This is a genomic window from Arthrobacter sp. P1_B11 (assembly GCF_056406715.1).
The window spans coordinates 20,448-39,494 of sequence record NZ_JBFTZQ010000006.1 but is presented as its reverse complement, the minus strand read 5'-3'; the positions used below and the strand labels follow the sequence as shown (position 1 = coordinate 39,494).

General features: G+C 66.3%; 17 protein-coding genes. 1 reads left to right on the top strand and 16 read right to left on the bottom strand.

Features of this window, described 5'->3' with window-relative positions:
* Positions 1-5 precede the first annotated feature (5 nt).
* From AC1D14_RS06550 to AC1D14_RS06510, 9 genes are all read right to left on the bottom strand, one after another.
* Complete coding sequence (locus AC1D14_RS06550) at positions 6-1,817, bottom strand: proline--tRNA ligase (protein ID WP_476968205.1); 1,812 nt, start codon at positions 1,815-1,817, stop codon at positions 6-8.
* Between the two features lie 339 nt (positions 1,818-2,156).
* On the bottom strand, positions 2,157-3,044 hold the full coding sequence (locus AC1D14_RS06545; protein ID WP_230120618.1) for a GNAT family N-acetyltransferase: 888 nt from the start codon (positions 3,042-3,044) through the stop codon (positions 2,157-2,159).
* Positions 3,007-4,173 carry a flavodoxin-dependent (E)-4-hydroxy-3-methylbut-2-enyl-diphosphate synthase gene (gene ispG, locus AC1D14_RS06540; protein WP_230120589.1) on the bottom strand — a complete coding sequence of 389 codons (1,167 nt, stop codon included), beginning with the start codon at positions 4,171-4,173 and terminating at the stop codon, positions 3,007-3,009. Before ispG ends, AC1D14_RS06545 begins: the two co-directional genes overlap by 38 nt.
* 37 nt (positions 4,174-4,210) lie before the next feature.
* Positions 4,211-4,501, bottom strand: coding sequence for a YciI family protein (locus AC1D14_RS06535; RefSeq protein ID WP_230120591.1), 291 nt, complete (start codon positions 4,499-4,501; stop codon positions 4,211-4,213).
* A gap of 25 nt (positions 4,502-4,526) precedes the next feature.
* Positions 4,527-5,081, bottom strand: coding sequence for a hypothetical protein (locus AC1D14_RS06530; RefSeq protein ID WP_230120593.1), 555 nt, complete (start codon positions 5,079-5,081; stop codon positions 4,527-4,529).
* Complete coding sequence (locus AC1D14_RS06525) at positions 5,078-5,776, bottom strand: MarR family transcriptional regulator (RefSeq protein ID WP_230120595.1); 699 nt, start codon at positions 5,774-5,776, stop codon at positions 5,078-5,080. Before AC1D14_RS06525 ends, AC1D14_RS06530 begins: the two co-directional genes overlap by 4 nt.
* A gap of 101 nt (positions 5,777-5,877) precedes the next feature.
* Positions 5,878-7,209 (bottom strand): M50 family metallopeptidase, encoded by a 1,332-nt coding sequence (locus tag AC1D14_RS06520; RefSeq protein WP_230120597.1) that lies wholly within the window; start codon positions 7,207-7,209, stop codon positions 5,878-5,880.
* 19 nt (positions 7,210-7,228) lie between these two features.
* Positions 7,229-8,458 carry a 1-deoxy-D-xylulose-5-phosphate reductoisomerase gene (gene dxr, locus AC1D14_RS06515; protein ID WP_230120599.1) on the bottom strand — a complete coding sequence of 410 codons (1,230 nt, stop codon included), beginning with the start codon at positions 8,456-8,458 and terminating at the stop codon, positions 7,229-7,231.
* Between the two features lie 55 nt (positions 8,459-8,513).
* Complete coding sequence (locus AC1D14_RS06510) at positions 8,514-9,257, bottom strand: TSUP family transporter (protein ID WP_476968204.1); 744 nt, start codon at positions 9,255-9,257, stop codon at positions 8,514-8,516.
* Between the two features lie 113 nt (positions 9,258-9,370).
* On the opposite strand from AC1D14_RS06510, the gene AC1D14_RS06505 reads away from it, so the two are divergent.
* Positions 9,371-10,834 (top strand): lipase maturation factor family protein, encoded by a 1,464-nt coding sequence (locus AC1D14_RS06505; RefSeq protein ID WP_476968203.1) that lies wholly within the window; start codon positions 9,371-9,373, stop codon positions 10,832-10,834.
* 25 nt (positions 10,835-10,859) lie between these two features.
* On the opposite strand, the gene AC1D14_RS06500 is transcribed toward AC1D14_RS06505, so the two are convergent.
* The 7 genes from AC1D14_RS06500 to AC1D14_RS06470 all read right to left on the bottom strand — a co-directional run bounded on the left by AC1D14_RS06500 (position 10,860) and on the right by AC1D14_RS06470 (position 18,924).
* Positions 10,860-11,699 (bottom strand): HpcH/HpaI aldolase/citrate lyase family protein, encoded by an 840-nt coding sequence (locus AC1D14_RS06500; protein WP_476880897.1) that lies wholly within the window; start codon positions 11,697-11,699, stop codon positions 10,860-10,862.
* Positions 11,700-11,714: 15 nt separating this feature from the next.
* Positions 11,715-12,281, bottom strand: coding sequence for a MaoC family dehydratase (locus tag AC1D14_RS06495; protein WP_230120606.1), 567 nt, complete (start codon positions 12,279-12,281; stop codon positions 11,715-11,717).
* Complete coding sequence (locus AC1D14_RS06490) at positions 12,278-13,030, bottom strand: CoA transferase subunit B (protein WP_230120608.1); 753 nt, start codon at positions 13,028-13,030, stop codon at positions 12,278-12,280. Before AC1D14_RS06490 ends, AC1D14_RS06495 begins: the two co-directional genes overlap by 4 nt.
* Before the next feature lie 2 nt (positions 13,031-13,032).
* Positions 13,033-13,824, bottom strand: coding sequence for a CoA transferase subunit A (locus AC1D14_RS06485; RefSeq protein ID WP_230120610.1), 792 nt, complete (start codon positions 13,822-13,824; stop codon positions 13,033-13,035).
* Between the two features lie 45 nt (positions 13,825-13,869).
* Positions 13,870-15,033: an acyl-CoA dehydrogenase family protein gene (locus tag AC1D14_RS06480; protein ID WP_230120612.1), complete on the bottom strand. Its 1,164-nt coding sequence runs from the start codon at positions 15,031-15,033 to the stop codon at positions 13,870-13,872.
* 2 nt (positions 15,034-15,035) lie between these two features.
* Positions 15,036-17,222 carry an acetyl/propionyl/methylcrotonyl-CoA carboxylase subunit alpha gene (locus AC1D14_RS06475; RefSeq protein ID WP_476968234.1) on the bottom strand — a complete coding sequence of 729 codons (2,187 nt, stop codon included), beginning with the start codon at positions 17,220-17,222 and terminating at the stop codon, positions 15,036-15,038.
* 94 nt (positions 17,223-17,316) lie between these two features.
* Positions 17,317-18,924, bottom strand: a complete 1,608-nt coding sequence (locus AC1D14_RS06470) for a carboxyl transferase domain-containing protein (protein WP_476968202.1) — start codon at positions 18,922-18,924, stop codon at positions 17,317-17,319.
* Positions 18,925-19,047 lie beyond the last annotated feature (123 nt).

Sequence of the window (19,047 nt, the reverse complement as noted above, 5' to 3'; positions counted from 1 at the left end):
GGCAGTCAGTTGTTGCGGACGGCGTTGACCACGAAGTCAACAGCCTTGTCCACTGCAACGTTTTCGGCCTCACCGCTGCGGCGGTCCTTGATCTCTACGACGCCGTCCACAAGTCCCTTGCCGACGGCGAGGATGGTGGGCACGCCAATGAGCTCAGCGTCGCCGAACTTGACGCCCGGGGAGACCTTGGGGCGGTCATCGTAAATAACCTCGAGGCCGGCGGCCTCGAGTTCCGAGGCGAGCTGCTCCGCCGCGGCGAAGATCTCCTCGCCGCGACCCACGGCCACGACATGGACGTCGGCCGGAGCCACTGCCCGCGGCCAGACCAGGCCCCGGGCATCATGGTTGGATTCCGCGAGGGCAGCCACGGCACGGGTCACGCCCACGCCGTAGGAACCCATGGTCACCACCACCTGCTTGCCATTCTGATCCAGGACCTTCAGCTCAAGCGCTTCCGCGTACTTGCGGCCGAGCTGGAAAATGTGCCCCATCTCGATGCCACGGGCGGTCTCAAGCGGGCCCGAGCCGTCCGGGGCTTCGTCGCCTGCGCGAACTTCGGTGCACTCAATCACACCGTCCCAGCCGAAGTCCCTGCCAGCCACGAGGCCGAACACGTGCTTGCCGGCCATGTTGGCACCGGTCACCCATGACGTGCCGCCGACGATGCGCGGGTCCACGAGGTAGAGGAGCCTGGATGCGCCCTCCGTGCCGAGCAGCGGCGTGTCCAGGGACATCCCCGGGCCAAGGTAGCCCCTGACGATGAGCGGGTTCTTGGCGAGGTCTTCTTCGCCCGCGGCCTCCACCGTAATTTCGCCGGCCACTGGCAGGAAAGCGCCGATGTTCGCCTCAACGCGCTTCAGGTCGACGCCACGGTCGCCGGGGACGCCGATGACCACGATCTGGCGCTCACCCGTCGGCAGCGTCACGGCGAGGACCACGTTCTTCAACGTGTCAGCGGCCGTCCAATCGCCGCCGTCGGCCTCGCTCCGGGGAGCGAGCTCGTTGGCAGCGGCCACGAGGGTGTCGATGGTCGGGGTATTCGGCGTGTCCCTTATGACGGCCGCCGGAGCGTTGGTGAAGTCGATCTCGGCGGGAACCACGGTGGTCACGGCCTCCACGTTCGCTGCATAGCCGCCGGCGGAGCGCACGAACGTGTCTTCGCCGATCTCGGTGGGGTGCAGGAACTCCTCGCTCCGGGAACCGCCCATGGCACCTGCCGTGGCTGCCACCGGAACAACCTCGAGGCCAAGGCGCTCGAAGATCTTCAGGTAGGCGCCGCGGTGCGCGTTGTAGCTCGCGTCCAGGCCGGCGTCGTCGACGTCGAAGGAGTACGAATCCTTCATGATGAACTCGCGGCCGCGCAGCAGGCCGGCACGGGGACGTGCTTCGTCGCGGTACTTGTTCTGGATCTGGTAGATGCTCAGCGGAAGGTCCTTGTACGAGGAGTACAAATCCTTGACCAGCAGGGTGAACATCTCCTCATGGGTGGGAGCCAGCAGGTAGTCCCCGCCCTTGCGGTCCTTGAGCCGGAAGATGCCCTCGCCGTACTCGGTCCAGCGGTTCGTGGCCTCGTAGGGTTCCTTGGGGAGCAGGGCCGGGAAGTGGACTTCCTGGGCGCCGATGGCGGTCATCTCCTCGCGGATTACCTGTTCCACCCTGCGCAGCACGCTCAGCCCCAGGGGCAGCCACGTGTAGATACCCGGCGCGGCACGGCGGATGTATCCGGCGCGCACGAGCAGCCTGTGGCTGGCCACCTCGGCGTCGGCGGGATCTTCACGCAGCGTGCGCAGGAATAGCTTGGAGAGTCTAAGGACCACGGGTCAGTATCCGTTTCTGGGGGAAAGTGCTGATTGTCTGGGTACTAATCTACCGGCAAGGCGGCGCCGGGGCTTCCGCGCGCTCCGGCAACAGACGCTTCCCGGCGGGGGCTGCCGCAGAAGAGCCACGCCCCACAGCGGAAGCCCCTGGCCGTCTCCGGCTGGTCATCCCTGTGGCGGCGTGGCTCCGCGGCCGGTCATGCCGCCAATTCTCTGAGACCATCCGCGCCCGAAGGCACGGTCAGTTAGAACCTATGTGATGGCAGTCACCCATTTCAAGCCCGGTCTCAGAAAAAGCACCGGCCTCGGAAAAGCACCGGGCTCAGAAATGCACTGGCCTTAGAAAAGCACCGTGGCAAAAGTCCCGACCTGGCGGAAGCCTACTCGCTCGTAGGTGGCGCGGGCGCGGGAGTTGTAGTCGTTGACATAGAGGCTGGTGACCGGCGCCATTTTCTGGGCGAGCAGCACCACGGCAGCCATGTAGCCGGCGCTCAGGCCCAGTCCGCGGTAGCTGGGGTTCATCCACACGCCCTGCACCTGCGTCACTTCGGTGGTCACGGCGCCAAGCTCGGCTTTGAACACCACTTCGCCGTCGCTGAGGTGAACCAGGGAGTGCCCCTGTCGGATCAGTCCCGCGACCCGGCGGCTATAGAAGTCCCGGCCGCCCAGATACGGCGAATAGCCCACTTCCTCCTCGAACATCGCCGCGCAGGCCGGGAGAATGGTGTCGAAGTCAGCGTATTGGCCGAACCCCAGCTGCCAGTTGGGTTCTACGGCTGGCGGACCGGCAATGGTCATGAGGGGCTGGTCCGGGCGCACTTCGTGCGCCACATGTCCCAATTGCTCCAGGTGATTGTGCAAGGCAAGCACTGTGTGCGCCGGACCGAAGATGGACGCAAACCTCCGGCCGGAGCGGTGCGCCGCGGCAGCCACCGCCCCGGTGAGCGCGGGCGCGAGCTGGACCGGCACCAGGTTGGCGCCCGCCCAGCAGGCACCAACCAGCAAACCGTCGTCGAAAACGCCCAGAACACTGGCGCCCCCTGGAGTCGGGGCGGCCGTGCCCGTAGATTCCAGGTGCGCCAGGATGAAGACATTCGCCACGGGATCAGCAGCGGCCAACTCGCGCAGCCCGGCCGTATCCGCAGCACCCAGTGCCCGCACGGTCACACGGTCCGGAGCGGCTCCGTCTTTATGAGACGCTAACCACGGGGCCACCCTTGACAGCATCTTCGCCATCGGCCTCCCCCATCTCTTCCGCGATACGCATGGCCTCTTCGATCAGTGTCTCAACAATCTGGCTCTCAGGGACAGTCTTGATGACCTCACCCTTCACAAAAATCTGGCCCTTGCCGTTGCCGGACGCAACTCCCAGGTCAGCTTCGCGTGCTTCGCCCGGTCCGTTGACCACGCAGCCCATGACAGCTACGCGCAGCGGGATTTCCATGCCTTCAAGTCCGGCGGTCACCTGTTCGGCCAGGGTGTAGACGTCCACCTGGGCACGGCCGCAGGACGGGCATGACACAATTTCCAGCTTGCGCGGACGCAGGTTCAAGGACTGCAGAATCTGGTTGCCCACCTTGATCTCCTCGACCGGCGGGGCGGACAGGGAGACACGGATGGTGTCGCCGATGCCGCGCGAGAGCAGGGCCCCAAAGGCCGTGGCCGACTTGATGGTGCCCTGGAACGCGGGGCCCGCCTCGGTCACGCCAAGGTGCAGCGGCCAGTCCCCCTTCTCGGCGAGCATCTCGTACGCCGCCACCATGATGACCGGGTCGTTGTGCTTGACCGAGATCTTGAAGTCGTGGAAACCGTGCTCCTCGAACAGGGACGCTTCCCAGACCGCGGACTCAACCAGGGCTTCCGGGGTGGCTTTGCCGTACTTCTTCAGGATGCCCGGCTCCAGGGATCCGGCGTTGACACCGATGCGGATGGAAGTGCCGTGATCCTTGGCTGCCTTGGCGATTTCCTTGATCTGGTCATCGAACTTCCGGATGTTGCCGGGGTTGACGCGCACGGCGGCGCAGCCGGCTTCGATGGCCGCAAAGACGTACTTCGGCTGGAAGTGGATGTCGGCGATGACCGGTATCTGGGACTTCCTGGCGATGATCGGGAGGGCCTCGGCGTCATCCGCGGAGGGACAGGCGACCCGGACGATGTCGCAGCCGGACGCCGTCAGCTCGGCGATCTGCTGCAGGGTGGCGTTGATGTCCGTGGTGGGCGTGGTGGTCATCGACTGCACACTGACGGGCGAATCGGACCCGACGCCCACCGAGCCGACTTTGATCTGCCGTGTCTTGCGGCGGGGAGCAAGGACGGGGGGCGGTGCGGATGGCATTCCCAGGCTGACCGAGGTCACGTGGACTCCTTGTATCGAAGAAAATTAGCGGGAAGGGCTAGGCGTGGTCGGCCAGGAGGCCGGTCACCGGAGCCCATTCCGTGGTGCGTGTGCCGGAGATGACGCCGGCGGCGGCGAAGGGGTCCTGCTTGAGGATGTCGTTCAGCGCGTTCTCGTCGGCGGCTTTGAAGATGAGCAGGGCACCGGCGCCGTCACCGTAAGGGCCGCTCGCGAGGAGCACGCCCTCCTCGGCCAGCCCTGCGGTCCATTCGCGGTGCGACGGGCGGGTGGCGGCACGGACATCCGCGGACTCGGCATCGTATACGTACTCAACAGCGAAAACAGTCATACAGATACCCTATCCCGCGGCCGCCCTACCCGAGGAGCACCACCTTCGTAAAGGCCGCGACACCCGCTGCCCAGAGCATGGAGGTGAGGGTCCCGATGATGAAGCGCTCCGCGGCCACGGGGGTCTCCTTGAGTTCAGCGAAGCGCCCCAGGCCCTTGATGGCCACCACGTAGGCAATGGCCACGGGCTGACCCGTCAGGATGGCCAGGCAGACGGCCAGCCGCTCAAGCACTCCGATGATGGCTCCGCCGCGCAGGATCCGCGTTGCGGGCGGCTCCGGCGATGTTTCCCGGGTGACCGTAATGTCGCCGTCCACCGTGTTGCCGGCGCCCGTGCCTTTGGAATCTGCCGTGCTTTTGGAATCCACCGTGCTCTTGGAATCCGCGGCGTCCTGGGGATCCCCGGTGGTCCCGGAGTCCACGGTGACATCGGCCGAAGGATCGTCGGCGTTCTCTGCCGTGCCGGCGGTGGCATCCGCCTTGTCGTCGATAGTCCGGGCGAGCCTGAACACCAGTGCGGTCACAGGCCAGCCCACGAACCCTGCGGCCACCAGGGCCAGTGTGATCCAGAGTGCGTTCACCGTTCTCCTCGGTTGGGTGCTTCCGGGCCGGACGCGTCAAGGATCAGCCCATGGGCGGTGGCCAGCAGCATTTCAACCGCCGGTCTCGCCGCCCATTCTTCCTGCCATCCGGACCTGATGATGGCCCGGCTCACCGACTGTTCGCTGATTCCCAGTTCCTGGGCAACCTGCTTTTGCTGTCCGTGGCGACCGGGATCGCGTCCGTTTCTGGCCCGGAGCGCGTCTACCACCCGCCACTGGGCCTCAGTCCGTTCCCTGATGAGCCTCCCCACGAGGCGCAAAACAGCTTCTGCATTGGCGCACGCCCTGACTCCGTCTTCCGCATCGCCCGCGGCCGCCGTACCGCGCCGGACACCGCCCGACACCACCGCCACCGGAACGTGGCTGGCGGCAGCCTTGGCACGGTCCACGGCCTGTCGTGCCGCCACGAAGGCGGCCCCCGATCCCTCCCGGGGACTGACCGGCTGCGGCTCATTCACTGGGCCGATGCCGATCCCCACATACCAGCGGCCGCTGCGGAGCGCGTGGATGGCCACCTCCACCACGTCGGCCGGCATGTCGAGGACGCCCTGGATCTCATCCCCCACTGAACGTTCAAAGCGGCCCCGGGAAAGCCGCCGCAGTCCGTCCAGCAGCTCGGGCACCCGGTCAATATCGGTGCGGCTGCCCCGCTGGTCGATTGTCATGACGTACATTGCTCAACCGTAAGCGGCATATCGCTCAATATCAATCACTTCAGACTGATTATGATAAATCATCCAAAATCGGCTGATTACTCGATATCAGCTGTTTGGGGTTATCCGAAGAGATTTACCGGTTTCACGATGTCCGCATAAATCAGCAGCGCACCCATCCCCATCAGCAGGGCTGCCACGACGTAGGTCACGGGAAGCAGCTTGGCAATGTCGAAGGCACCCGGGTCGGGCTTGCCGAAGAGCTTTGCAACGCGCCGCCGGGCCGCTTCATACAGAGCCCCAGCCACATGGCCGCCGTCGAGCGGCAGCAACGGCACCAAGTTGAACACCGCAAGCGCGAAGTTCAGGCCCGCCAGCAGGCCCACCAGGGCGGCGAGCCTGGACTGCACCGGCACGTCTTCCATTGCGGCAACTTCGCCGGCCACCCGGCCCACACCAACCACACTGATGGGACCGTTCGGGTCCCGCGGCTCTTCGCTGAAGGCGGCTTTCGCCACTCCGGCAACACGGGCAGGAAGATTGAGGATGACGCCGGCAACCTGCCGGATGTTCTCCCCCGCCATGGGCAGGACGGACGACGCCGGTTGGGCAACGAGCGCTGTCTGCGCACCAATGCCGAGGAAGCCGACGTCCTGGTACCGGAGTTTGCCCTGGGAGTCCTTCGCCTGCCGGCCGTCTTCGCCGATGACCGGCCGCGCCGACAGCACGGGCGTGACGGTCGTGGTCACCGGTGCGCCGTTCCGCTCCACGGTGATGCTGACTTTGCGTCCCGCGGACGCGCGGATCCAGCCGGTGAGCTCATCCCAGCCGGTGACGGCTTTGCCGTCAAAGGACGTGATGACGTCGTTCGGCTTGATACCGGCGGAGGCGGCAGGCGTCAGCTTGCAGGCGGCGGAGTTCGGATCGACGGTCTCCCCCGCCTTGACCTGGCACTTCGAGACGTCGGCGATGGTCGTCGTCGGCGTGGCGACACCAAACCCCATGAGCAGCACGGCGGTGAGCACGACGCCGATCAGCAGGTTCATCGCGGGTCCGCCCAGCATCACGATGATCTTTTTCCACACCGGAAGCCGGTAGAACACGCGGTTTTCGTCCCCGGGCCCCACCTCTTCGTGGGCCATGGACCGGGCTTCGGTGGCGAGCGTCTGGAACATCCCGGTGCTGGAGGGACGCACCGAGCCGTCGACCTTGTTGGGCGGGTACATGCCGATCATCGACACATAGCCGCCCAGCGGAAGGGCCTTGAAACCGTATTCCGTCTCGCCCTTTTTGGTGGACCAGACAGTGGGGCCAAAGCCGATCATGTACTTGGTGACGCGCACCTTGAACAGCTTGGCGGGAAGCAGGTGCCCCACCTCGTGCAGGGCAATGGACACCGCGATGCCGACGGCAACGAAGACGACACCGAGGATGAAGAGGATAACGGGACTCATGCTTTCGATCTGCTGCTTCCTAGAGACTGCTCACTGCTAAACGTTCGTGGGCGCGGGCTCGTGCCCACTTTTCAGCATCCAGCACGGACTCGACCGTTAACCGGGAGGAACCCGGGTGTTCGCTGAGGACCGCTTCGATGGTATCCACAATGTCCGTGAACCGGATGCGGCCCTCATGGAAGGCCACCACAGCCTCCTCGTTGGCTGCGTTGAATACAGCCGGATAAGTGCTCCCCTGCTTGGCGGCGTCCTTGGCAAGCCCGACGGCCGGGAAGGCGCTCACATCGAGCGGCTCGAAGGTCCAGCTGGTGGCCTGCGTCCAGTCGCAGGGCGTGGCCGCCTGCGGAACACGGTCAGGCCAACCCAGACCGAGCGCGATGGGCAGGCGCATGTCCGGCGGCGAGGCCTGGGCGATGATGGAGCCGTCCACGAACTGCACCATGGAATGGACCACTGACTGCGGGTGGACCACGACGTCGATCCGGTCCAGCGGGATGTCGAACAGCAGGTGCGCCTCGATCACTTCCAATCCCTTGTTGACCAGGCTGGCGGAGTTGGTGGTGACCATCAGGCCCATGTCCCAGGTGGGGTGGGCCAAAGCTTCTTCCGGGGTGACGTCCGCCAGCTGCTCACGGGTGCGGCCGCGGAACGGGCCGCCGGACGCCGTCAGGATGAGCTTGTCCACCTCGGCGGCAGAGCCGGAGCGCAGGCACTGGGCAATGGCGGAGTGTTCGGAGTCCACCGGCACGATCTGGCCCTCCCCGGCGGCGGCTTTGACGAGGGAGCCGCCCACAATCAGCGACTCCTTGTTGGCCAGCGCGAGTGTTGCTCCGGCCTCGAGGGCGGCAAGCGTGGGCGCCAGGCCGATGGAGCCGGTGATGCCGTTGAGCACCACATCCGCTTCCACGGCGGCGATCCTTGTGGAGGCGTCCGGGCCGGCGATGATCTCCGGACGGTACCGCGCGAGCCCGGCCGCCCGGGCGGCGTCATCGATCAGGTCCTGCAGGCGGCGGGGATCGCCGGAGGCGACGCCCACCGCGCGCGCCCTCGTATGCACGGCCTGCCGTGCGAGGAGTTCCAGGTTGCCGCCGCCGGCGCTGAGCGCCACGACCTCGAAAAGGTGCGGGGCGCCGTCGACGACGTCAATTGCCTGGGTGCCGATCGAACCGGTGGATCCGAGAAGGACGATTCTGCGCGGCTGGCCCGTTGCTGGTCGGCTGGCTGAACGGCTGGCGCCCGAAGTCTGCATGACTTAAGTATCCCGCACAGCGGACGCCTGCCGCATGCCGCGACGTGGCAGGAGGCTAGCCCAATGCCATCTCCACCACGCCCTTGGCCATCGTGGACACAGCTCCGGCGTAGGCGATCGCCACAACAATCCTGCGGACGACCCCGGGCCGGACTCTGCCGGAGAGGAGGTCGCCGGCCACGATCCCCAAGACCATTGCGGCCAGGATGCCCAGCCACTGCCAGCCTTCCAGGGCCGGAAGGTGGCCCCCGGAAAACAGGTATTTGCTCAGCAGCGAGGACAGCCCGGTCGTCACAAAGTACGGCTGCAGGGTGGCTCCGAAGCTCTTCTGCTCCCAGCGCGTCACGATGGCGTAGGCCGTAATGGCCGGGCCTCCCACTCCCGCCGCCGCGTTCATGAGTCCGCTGGTAAATCCCAGCGAGACCATCGGTACCGGGCCCGAGACCCGCCAGTCGCTGCGGTTCAGCCGCTGAGAAGCCAACAGCCCCAGGATCAACAGGGCTCCGATGCAGACCTCCAGCGGCGCCTCCGGGGCGTGGCTGGCCAGCCAGGCGCCGGGCACTACGCCGGTCAGCGCCGAAGCCGCGAGGCCAAGGTAGCGCCGCCAGCTGACGTGCCGCCACACCCTGGACAGGATCAGCAGTGACGAGGCCGCGCCGCAGAGGTTGATGATCATCACGCCGTCGAACGGACCCAGGAGCACCACGAGGACCGGCGAGACCAGGAGCCCGAAGCCCAGGCCGGCAAGCCGTTGCGCCAAGGCCCCCGCAACGACCGCGATGAGCACCAGTGCAAACATGTTCCGATCCTAATGCCGCGACTGGTTGTCCCCGTCGGGCACTCCTCAACGATCGAGAGTGCCGCCGCCCGGAAGTGCCTTGACGCCCTCCGCGGCGGGCGTAACGTGGAAGGGTGGACTGGGCCTCCTGGTTCGACGCGCGGGACTTCGAATTCGCCCGGCAGGTGCTGCAGCGTGGCATCGCCGCGCTCTACTTCGTTGCGTTCCTTTCGTCCCTAAACCAGTTCCCTGCGTTGCTCGGCGAGCGCGGACTCCTGCCCGTACCCGACTATCTGGAGGGGTTCAGCAGGCTGCGGAGGCCCACGCTGTTCCGCTGGCGCTACTCCGACCGGCTGCTGCGTTCGGTGTGCTGCACGGGACTGGCCGTTGCAGCCACCCTGGTTGCCGGGCTTCCGCAGCTGGGGCCGCCGTGGCTGCCGCTGATCGCCTTCCTTGCGCTGTGGCTGCTGTACATGTCGATCGTCAACGTGGGACAAACGTTTTACGGCTTCGGCTGGGAGATGCTGCTCCTTGAGGCCGGGTTCACGGTGGCCTTTCTCGGCTCCGACCAGACGGATCCGCCCCGGACCATCCTGATCCTCGTGGCCTGGCTGGTGTTCCGGCTGGAATTCGGCGCGGGCATGATCAAGATCCGCGGCGGCCGGGAGTGGCGCGACCTCACGGCGCTGTACTACCACCATGAGACGCAGCCCATGCCGGGACCGCTTAGCCGGCAGGCGCATCTCCTGCCCCGGCCGTTCCACCGGCTGGAGGTGGTGGGCAACCACTTCGCCCAGCTTGTGGTGCCTTTCTTCCTCTTCGCCCCGCAGCCGGTCGCGAGTATCGCGGCCGGCATCATCATCTTTACGCAGCTGTGGCTCGTGGCCAGCGGCAACTTCGCGTGGCTGAACTGGATCGCCATAGTGCTGGCCTTCGCGGCAGTCAGCGATCCCGTGGCGCATGCGGTGCTGCCGGTGATTCCGCTGGACCGGCACACGGCTGGTGACGGCCGGCAAACGCCGCTGTGGTGGCTCGTCATCACCCTCGCAGTGACACTATTGCTCGCGGCACTCAGCTACTGGCCCGTCCGCAACCTGTTTTCGCGCCACCAGCTGATGAACGCCAGTTTCAACCGCTGGCAGCTGGTGAACACCTACGGCGCGTTCGGCACGGTGACGAAGCAACGGATTGAGGTGGCTGTCGAGGGCACCATGGAGGAGGAGCCCGACTCGGAGGACTGGCGGGAGTACGGCTTCAAGGGCAAACCCGGCGATGTCCGCAGGTTGCCGCGCCAGTGGGCCCCTTACCACCTGCGGCTCGACTGGCTCATGTGGTTCCTTCCCCTGCGCACCGTGCACGAGGAATGGTTCTACACCTTCCTGGCCAAGCTGCTGGAGGCCGACCATGCGGTGCTGCGCCTGCTGCGCAATGATCCGTTCGACGGCGAACGCCCGCGCTGGGTGCGCGCCCGCACCTACCTGTACCGCTTCTCCAACCGGGCCGAGTTCCGCGAGACCGGCCAGCGCTGGATCCGGACTCCGCTGTATGAAGCCATCCCGCCGCTCTCCCTAAGGCACGCTCCGGGACGGCGGCAGTAAGGAACGGCTCCTGCTGGGGCTCCCGCTAGGCAGAGACCCCGGCCCGCCGAATCGTGGACTGGGCGTGCTTGAGGATGGGCCCGTCGATCATCTTGCCCTTGAACTGGAACACCCCGGTTCCTGCCGTACGTGCAGCCTCCAGCAGCTCCCGGGCGGCGGCGACGTCCTCGTCGGCCGGTGCGTAGGCCGCGCGGACCGCAGCGACCTGGTTCGGATGGATGCAGGCCTTTGAGCTGAAGCCGGACGCCGCGGCGTCCCGGGCCTCCTCGGTCAGCCCCTCGAGATCCGGGATGTTGACGTAGACCGCGTCCACTGTTTCCTTGCCGAAGGCCCCTGCCGCGAGCAGCACCGATGACCGGGCATGCAGCGCAACGGCGCGGTAGCCGCCGTCGTCCTTCCTGCTGGACGTCCCGCCGAGGGACGCGAGGAGGTCCTCTGCCCCCCACATCAGCGCCACCACGTTGGGTGCGGCGGCAATGGCCGGCGCGTTCACGATCCCGGCGGCCGTTTCGCACAGCGCGATTACGTGGAAGCCCTCGAGGGCCCGCAGCTGCTCCGCGCTTTCGGTCTTGGCCAGCATCACCGTCCGGTATGGCGTGTGCGCCAGGCAATGGAGGTCCTTCTCGAAGTCCTCCGTGCCGGCCGGGTTGATCCGGATGATGGTCCGGCTGGGGTCGAGCTCCGGCCCTTCGCCGGAACTGCCGAGCTGGGCCAGGATCGCCCCCCGGGCCCGTTGCTTGTCCGGCGCCGCCACCGCGTCCTCGAGGTCAATGATGACGGCATCGGAGCGCTCGGCGGCCTTCTGGAAGCGTTCGGGGCGGTCAGCAGGGCAGAACAGCAGGGCGGGGCCCATCACGAAAGTCATACAGTCATTGTCCGATTATTTTTCCTTCTGCGCTTCCGTCTCCGCCTTCAGGTGTGCCTCCCGGGTCCACATCAGGCAGCTGCGTGTCGCCAAGGCAACCACCGCGCCGTCCTGGTTGCGGCCGGTGTGCTTCATGGTGACGATCCCCTGGCCCGGGCGCGATCCGGAGAGCCGCTTTCCGGTGATGACGGTCTCGGTGTACAAAGTGTCGCCGTGGTAGAGCGGGCCGGGGAAGGACACATCGGTCAGGCCAAGCTGCGCGATGATGGTCCCCTGCGTGAGTTGGGTGACGGACTGCCCAACGACGGTAGCCAGGGTGAACATCGAGTTCACCAGCCGCTGGCCGAACGGCTGCCCCGCGCTCCACGCCGCGTCAAGGTGCAGTCCCTGCGTGTTCATGGTCATGGTGGTGAACAGGACGTTGTCGGTCTCGGTGACCGTCCGGCCCGGCCGGTGGGCGTAGACCACTCCTTCTTCCAATTCGTCGAAGTAGAGGCCCCGCTGTTCAACAACGCGGGGGCTGACGCTGGTGGAGCCGGTCGAATCCCCGTCGGCCTTCTGTTCCTGGCGGCCCGCCGTCATACAGTCAGTTCCTGGTCTTCTTCGAACAGCTCGGCGCCGGTGGCCGCAGCCACATCGTCCACAGACACGTTGGGAGCCAGCTCGCGCAGGACCAGCCTGGATGACCTGCCGTCGGCGACCACGTCAATCACGGCGAGGTCCGTGATGATCCGGTCCACGCAGGCCTGGCCCGTGAGCGGCAGCGTGCACCGCTCCACGATCTTGGGTTTGCCGTTGCGGTCCAGGTGCTCCATCATCACGATCACCTTTTTGGCGCCGAAGACCAGGTCCATGGCGCCGCCCATGCCCTTGACCATCTTGCCCGGGATCATCCAGTTGGCCAGATCGCCGTTGGCGGCGACCTCCATGGCGCCGAGCACTGCCACGTCCACGTGCCCACCGCGGATCATGCCGAACGACAGCGAGGAGTCAAAGAAGGCTGCCCCCTTGTTGACGGTGACGGTTTCCTTGCCGGCATTGATCAGGTCGGGGTCGACCTCGTCCTCGCCTGGATAGGGGCCGACGCCCAGGATGCCGTTCTCCGAATGCAGGACCACCTCCACACCGGCGGGGATGTAGTTGGGGATCAGCGTGGGCATCCCGATGCCAAGGTTGACGTACTGCCCATTCGTGAGCTCCTGCGCCACCCGCGCAGCGAGCTCGTTCCGTGTCCAGCCCTTGCCTTCCGGGTGCGACGTTGCGGCACGCCGGTATTCGTGGCGGACGGCCTCGGGACGGGGCGGCGCCCCCTGTGAGCTGATCGACTCCATGGCTACGCTCCTGCCTGGTCGGTGGTACCGGCTGCGGAAGGTGCCGAGAGTGCCACCGTCCGCTTTTCGATGCGCTTTTCGCCCTGCGACGCCACGACGACCCGTTGGACGAAGATGCCGGGGAGGTGGACGTGTTCGGGGTCCAGCTCCCCCGGTTCCACCAGCTCTTCAACCTCGGCAATGGTGGTCCGGCCGGCCATGGCGCACAGCGGGTTGAAGTTCATGGCCGTGGCGTGGAAGACGAGATTCCCGTGCCGGTCGCCCTTCCAGGCGTGGACCAGGCCGAAGTCAGGGGCGAGGGACTCTTCCAGGACGTAGTCCACGCCGTTGAAGGTCCGCACCTCCTTCGGTTCGGAGGCGATCGCGATGCCGCCGTCGGCGTCGTACTTTTGTGGCAGCCCGCCTTCGGACACTTGGGTGCCCACGCCTGCTTTCGTGTAGAACGCGGGGATGCCGGCACCGCCGGCGCGCAGCTTCTCGGCGAGCGTGCCCTGCGGTGTCAGCACAACCTCAAGTTCCCCGGAAAGGTACTGCCGGGCGAACTCCTTGTTCTCCCCGACGTACGAGCTGATGGTCCGGCGGATGCGCCCGTCCCTGAGCAGGATCCCGAGACCCCAGTCGTCGACGCCGCAGTTGTTGCTCACCGTCTCCAGATCCTTGGTGCCGTGCTCATGCAGGGCATCTATCAGGGCCACCGGGATCCCGCAGAGACCGAACCCCCCGACGGCGAGCGACGCGCCGTCGGGAATATCCGCAACGGCCTCCGCAGCGCTGGCAACAACCTTGTCAATCATCGTTGATCCTTTCAGGTGTCTCGTCAGGCTCGGCCCCCGGGCCGTTCAGAGCCCGAGTTCGCGGGCGATCAGCATCAGCTGGACCTCCGTGGTGCCTTCCCCGACCTCAAGGATCTTGGAGTCGCGGTAGTGGCGTGCCACGGTGAATTCGTTGATGAAGCCATAGCCGCCGAACACCTGGGTGGCATCCCGCGCGTTGTCCATGGCCGCCTCGCCTGCGACCATCTTAGCGATGGCCGCCTGGGTCTTGAACGGCTTGCCGGCGAGCATCCTGGCGGCCGCGTCGTAGTACGCCAGCCGGGCTGTGTGGGCGCGTGCCTGCATGCGGGCAATCTTGAAGGAGATGGCCTGGTACTTGCCGATGTTGTTGCCGAACGCCCTGCGGTCCTTGGCATACCTGACCGAGAGATCCACGCACCCCTGGGCCGCCCCGGTGGCCAGTGCCGCGATGGCGATGCGGCCTTCGTCGAGGATGGACAGGAAGTTCGCGTAGCCACGGCCCCGTTCGCCGAGCAGGTTGGCCTCCGGAACACGGACGTCCTTCAGCGTCAGCGGATGGGTGTCCGAGGCATTCCAGCCCACTTTGTTGTAGGCCTTCTCCGCCTTGAACCCCGGCGTGTTGGTGGGCACCAGGATGGTGGAGATCTCCTTCTTGATGCTGCCGTCCTTGCGCTCATGCTGCCCGGTCACGGCGGTGACGGTCACCAGCCTGGTGATGTCCGTGCCGGAGTTGGTGATGAATTCCTTGTTGCCGTTGATGACCCACTGCCCGTCCTCCAGCCTCGCGGAGGTCTTCGTGCCGCCGGCGTCGGAGCCGGCCTCCGGTTCGGTCAGCCCGAACCCTGCGAGCGCCTTTCCGGAGGCGAGCAGCGGCAGCCACTCCTGCTTCTGGGCTTCGGTCCCGAAGCGGTGGACGGGCATTGCGCCGAGTGAAACGCCTGCTTCAAGGGTGATGGCCACGGACTGGTCCACGCGGCCCAGCTGTTCCAGCGCGAGGGCCAGCGCGAAGTAGTCTCCGCCCATGCCCCCGGACTCTTCCGGAAACGGCAAACCGAACAGCCCCATGTCCGCCATTTGCGAGACAATCTCGTACGGGAAGCTGTGTTCTTCGTCGTGCTTGGCCGAGACCGGCGCCACTACCTCATCGGCAAACTCGCGGACGGTGTTGCTGAGGTCCTGGTATTCCTCGCTGAGCTCAAAATCGGCCATAGCTAGGCTCCCTTACGTTCATGTGTTGGATCTTGAATTGTTGGTTCTGATTTGTCGGCGGCAGGGTCCTGGGCATTGTCGGCCGCCGGGTCCGCGTGGATCGTGGCGAGCACCTGGTCGGCCTTCACCAGGTCCCCGGTCCTGACCGTGATGTGCACCGTCCCGGCGACTTCTGCCACGAGCTGGTGTTCCATCTTCATGGCCTCCACCGAGAGCAGCACCTCACCGGCTTCCACCGTGTCGCCGTCGTGCACGGACACCGAAACGACGGTCCCGGGCATGGGAGAGCGGACTTCCGGGTCCGCCGCGCCCACTTCACGCTCGATGGCGGCCAGCACCCTCGCAAGCCGAGACTCGCGGTTGAGCACTTCGAGTCCGCAGGACCAGCCGCCGCTGCCCACGTAGACGTTCTGCGGGCGCCCTTCCCGGGGGTAGTCCTCCCAGAACGATCCCAGCGCGAACGTGAACTCCTGCCCGTCAACGTCCAAGTCGATGGAACTGCTGGCCAGCCCCAGGACCATGACCTTGTACTCAGGGCCGTCATTGACCCGGACCAGGGCGTGTCCCAGGTCCAGGTTGCTCTGCCAGGTGACGGCCACCGTGGCAAGGTCACCGCCGGGAAGGCCAAAGCTCATCCTCCAGGGCGCGGGGCGGCCCAGCCGCCAGCCGCGGACGGTGTCCCACGGGGATGCGACGCCGTCAGGACCTTCGTCCATGACCCAGAACTGCAAGGCTGCTGCCATGAGCTCCGCGTCCCCTGCGCTCCGGAACGTCAGGCTCGGCATCTTGCGGTCAATCAGCGTGGTGTCCAGGCGGCCGGCGCGGACGTCGTCATCGTTGATCAGGAGCCGCAGGTATTCCACATTGGTCCCGACACCGAGAACGGTGTACCGCCCCAAGGCCGTGTCCAGCTTGTCCAGCGCCGACTGGCGGTCGGGGCCCCAGGCGATGACCTTGGCCAGCATGGGGTCGTAGTCGCTGGAAATCTCCAGCCCGGTCTGCAGGGAGGAGTCGATGCGGATGTGCGGGTCCGCTGACGCCGGGCTCGCGGAGTCAAGGTCTGCCAGGGCGGTAAAGATGATCCCGCGTTCATCGAGCAGCACCACTTCGCCGGAGGACGGCAGGAAGTTCCGCTCAGGAACCTCCGCGTACACGCGCCCCTCAACGGCGTGGCCTTCAAGCACGACGTCGTCCTGTGCCACCGTGAGCACCTCACCGGCGGCGATGCGCACCTGCCACTCCACGAGGTCCACGCCCGTGACCATTTCGGTGACCGGGTGCTCCACCTGCAGGCGGGTGTTCATCTCCATGAAGAAGAACTCGTCCGGGGCGTTGTCCGAGACGAGGAACTCCACGGTTCCTGCTCCGCTGTAGTGCACGCTGCGGGCCGCCTGGCAGGCGGCCTCCCCGATGCGCGCGCGGGTCACGCCGCCGTCGTTCATGGATTCCAGCAGCGGCGACGGCGCTTCCTCGATCACCTTCTGGTGCCGGCGCTGCAGGGAGCACTCGCGCTCCCCCAGATGGATCACGTTGCCGTGGCCGTCGGCCAGCACCTGCACTTCAATGTGCCGCGGAGCCATGACCAGCCGCTCCAGGAACAGGGTGTCGTCGCCGAATGCGCTCGCGGCAACGCGGCGGGCTGTGGCCAGGGTGGCAGGAAGGTCCTCCGGGCGTTCAACAACATGCATGCCCTTGCCGCCGCCGCCCGCGGACGGCTTGATGAGCAACGGATATCCCACGGCCGCGGCGGCGCTGATCAGATCCTCGTCCGTCAGGCCGGGCTCGGCGATGCCGGGAACCACCGGAACGCCATAACCGGCCACATGATTCTTGGAACGGATCTTGTCCCCCATGACCTCCAGGGATTCGATGCCGGGGCCAATAAAGGCGATGCCGGCCGCCGCGAGTGCCCGCGCAAACTCGACGTTCTCGCTGAGGAAGCCGTACCCCGGGTGCACCGCCTGCGCGCCGGTGTCCTTGCACGCCCGGATGATCGCCTCGATCTTGAGGTAACTTTCGGCCGCGGCAGCGGGCCCGATCCGCACGGCAGTGTCCGCTTCCCGCACGTGGCGGGCGCCGTCGTCGGCATCGCTGTAGACGGCCACCGACCGGATACCCATGGCATGCAGCGTCCGGATCACCCGGCAGGCGATCTCGCCGCGGTTGGCGACCAGGACAGTCTGGAACATGGCCGGTTCGGTCCCCGCATCGGAAGCGGATACCGCCGGACGGGTCACTGCTGTCACTGCTGGATTCGTCACTGCTGGATTCGTCACTGCTTGCTCACATCCGGAAGAGGCCGAAGGATGTCTCCGGCAGCGGGGCGCGGGAGACGACGTCAAGGGCAAGGCCCAGTACGGTGCGCGTTTCCGCGGGGTCGATCACGCCGTCGTCCCAGATGCGCGCGGTGGAGTAGTAGGGGCTGCCCTGGTCCTCGTACTGCTGCCTGATGGGGGCTTTGAAGGCTTCCTCGTCCTCGGCCGACCATTCGCGCCCGGCGGCCTCATACTGGTCGCGCTTGACGGTGGCCAGCACGCTCGAGGCCTGGTTGCCGCCCATCACGGAGATGCGGCTCGCAGGCCACATCCAGAGGAAACGCGGGGAATAGGCCCGGCCGCACATCGAGTAGTTGCCGGCGCCGAAGGATCCGCCGATCACCACTGTCAGCTTAGGCACGCGGGCGGTGGCCACGGCGGTGACCATTTTGGCGCCGTTCTTGGCGATGCCGCCCTGTTCATAGTCCTTGCCCACCATGAAGCCTGAGAGGTTCTGCAGGAAGACCAGCGGGATGCCGCGCTGGTCGCACAGCTCGATGAAGTGCGCGCCCTTGAGCGATGACTCGCTGAAGAGCACGCCGTTGTTGGCCACGATCCCGACGGGGTGGCCGTGCACCTTCGCGAAGCCGGTCACGAGGGTGGTGCCGTAATTCTTCTTGAACTCATGGAACCTGCTGCCGTCCACCAGCCGGGCGATGACCTCGCGGACGTCATACTGCGCGTTGACGTCCGTGGGGACAGCGCCGTAGAGCTCGGCAGTGTCCGCTACAGGCTCGACGGCGGTGTCCACGTCCCAGGCGGGCGCGGCCGGCCGCGGCAGGGTGGAGACGATGTCCCGGACGATCTGCAGGGCGTGCTCATCGTTTTCGGCCAAGTGGTCCGTGACGCCGGAGATCCTGGAGTGGACGTCTCCGCCGCCGAGTTCCTCGGCCGTGACGATCTCGCCGATGGCGGCCTTTACCAGGGGCGGGCCGCCCAGGAAGATCGTTCCCTGGTTGCGGACGATGACCGTTTCGTCGCTCATGGCAGGAACGTAGGCGCCCCCGGCGGTGCAGGAGCCCATCACGCTGGCAATCTGCGGGATCTTGGCCGCGGACATCCGGGCCTGGTTGTAGAAGATCCGCCCGAAGTGCTCCTTGTCCGGGAAGACCTCGTCCTGCTTCGGCAGGAAGGCGCCGCCGGAGTCCACGAGGTAGATGCAGGGCAGCTTGTTTTCCAGCGCGATTTCCTGGGCCCGGAGGTGCTTTTTGACCGTCATCGGGTAGTACGTGCCGCCCTTGACGGTGGCGTCGTTGGAGATGACCAGGACCTGGCGGCCATGGACCAGCCCGATGCCGGCGATCACCCCGGCACCCGGCGAATCGTCGTTGTACATGCCGTTTGCTGCGAGCGGGGCAATCTCCAGGAAGGGGCTGCCGTCGTCGAGGAGCTGGTCGATCCGTTCGCGCGGAAGGAGTTTTCCGCGGGCCATGTGGCGCTCGCGGGATTTCTCCGGACCGCCCATGGCTGCCGTGGCGAGCCGCTTGCGCAGCTCGCCTGCGAGCGCCTGCTGCGCAAGGCTGTTGGCCGCGAAGGCCTCGCTGGTGGGATCCAGCCGGCTGGCGAGTGTCTCCATTGACTACTTCCATTCCTTGACCGGCCCGACTGCCCGGCCTGGCTGCTTTCGGTTAGTGCCGTGTAACTGAGATTTAGGTTAGTCTCTATTAACTGTGATGTCCAACACAGCCGCGGGTTGCTA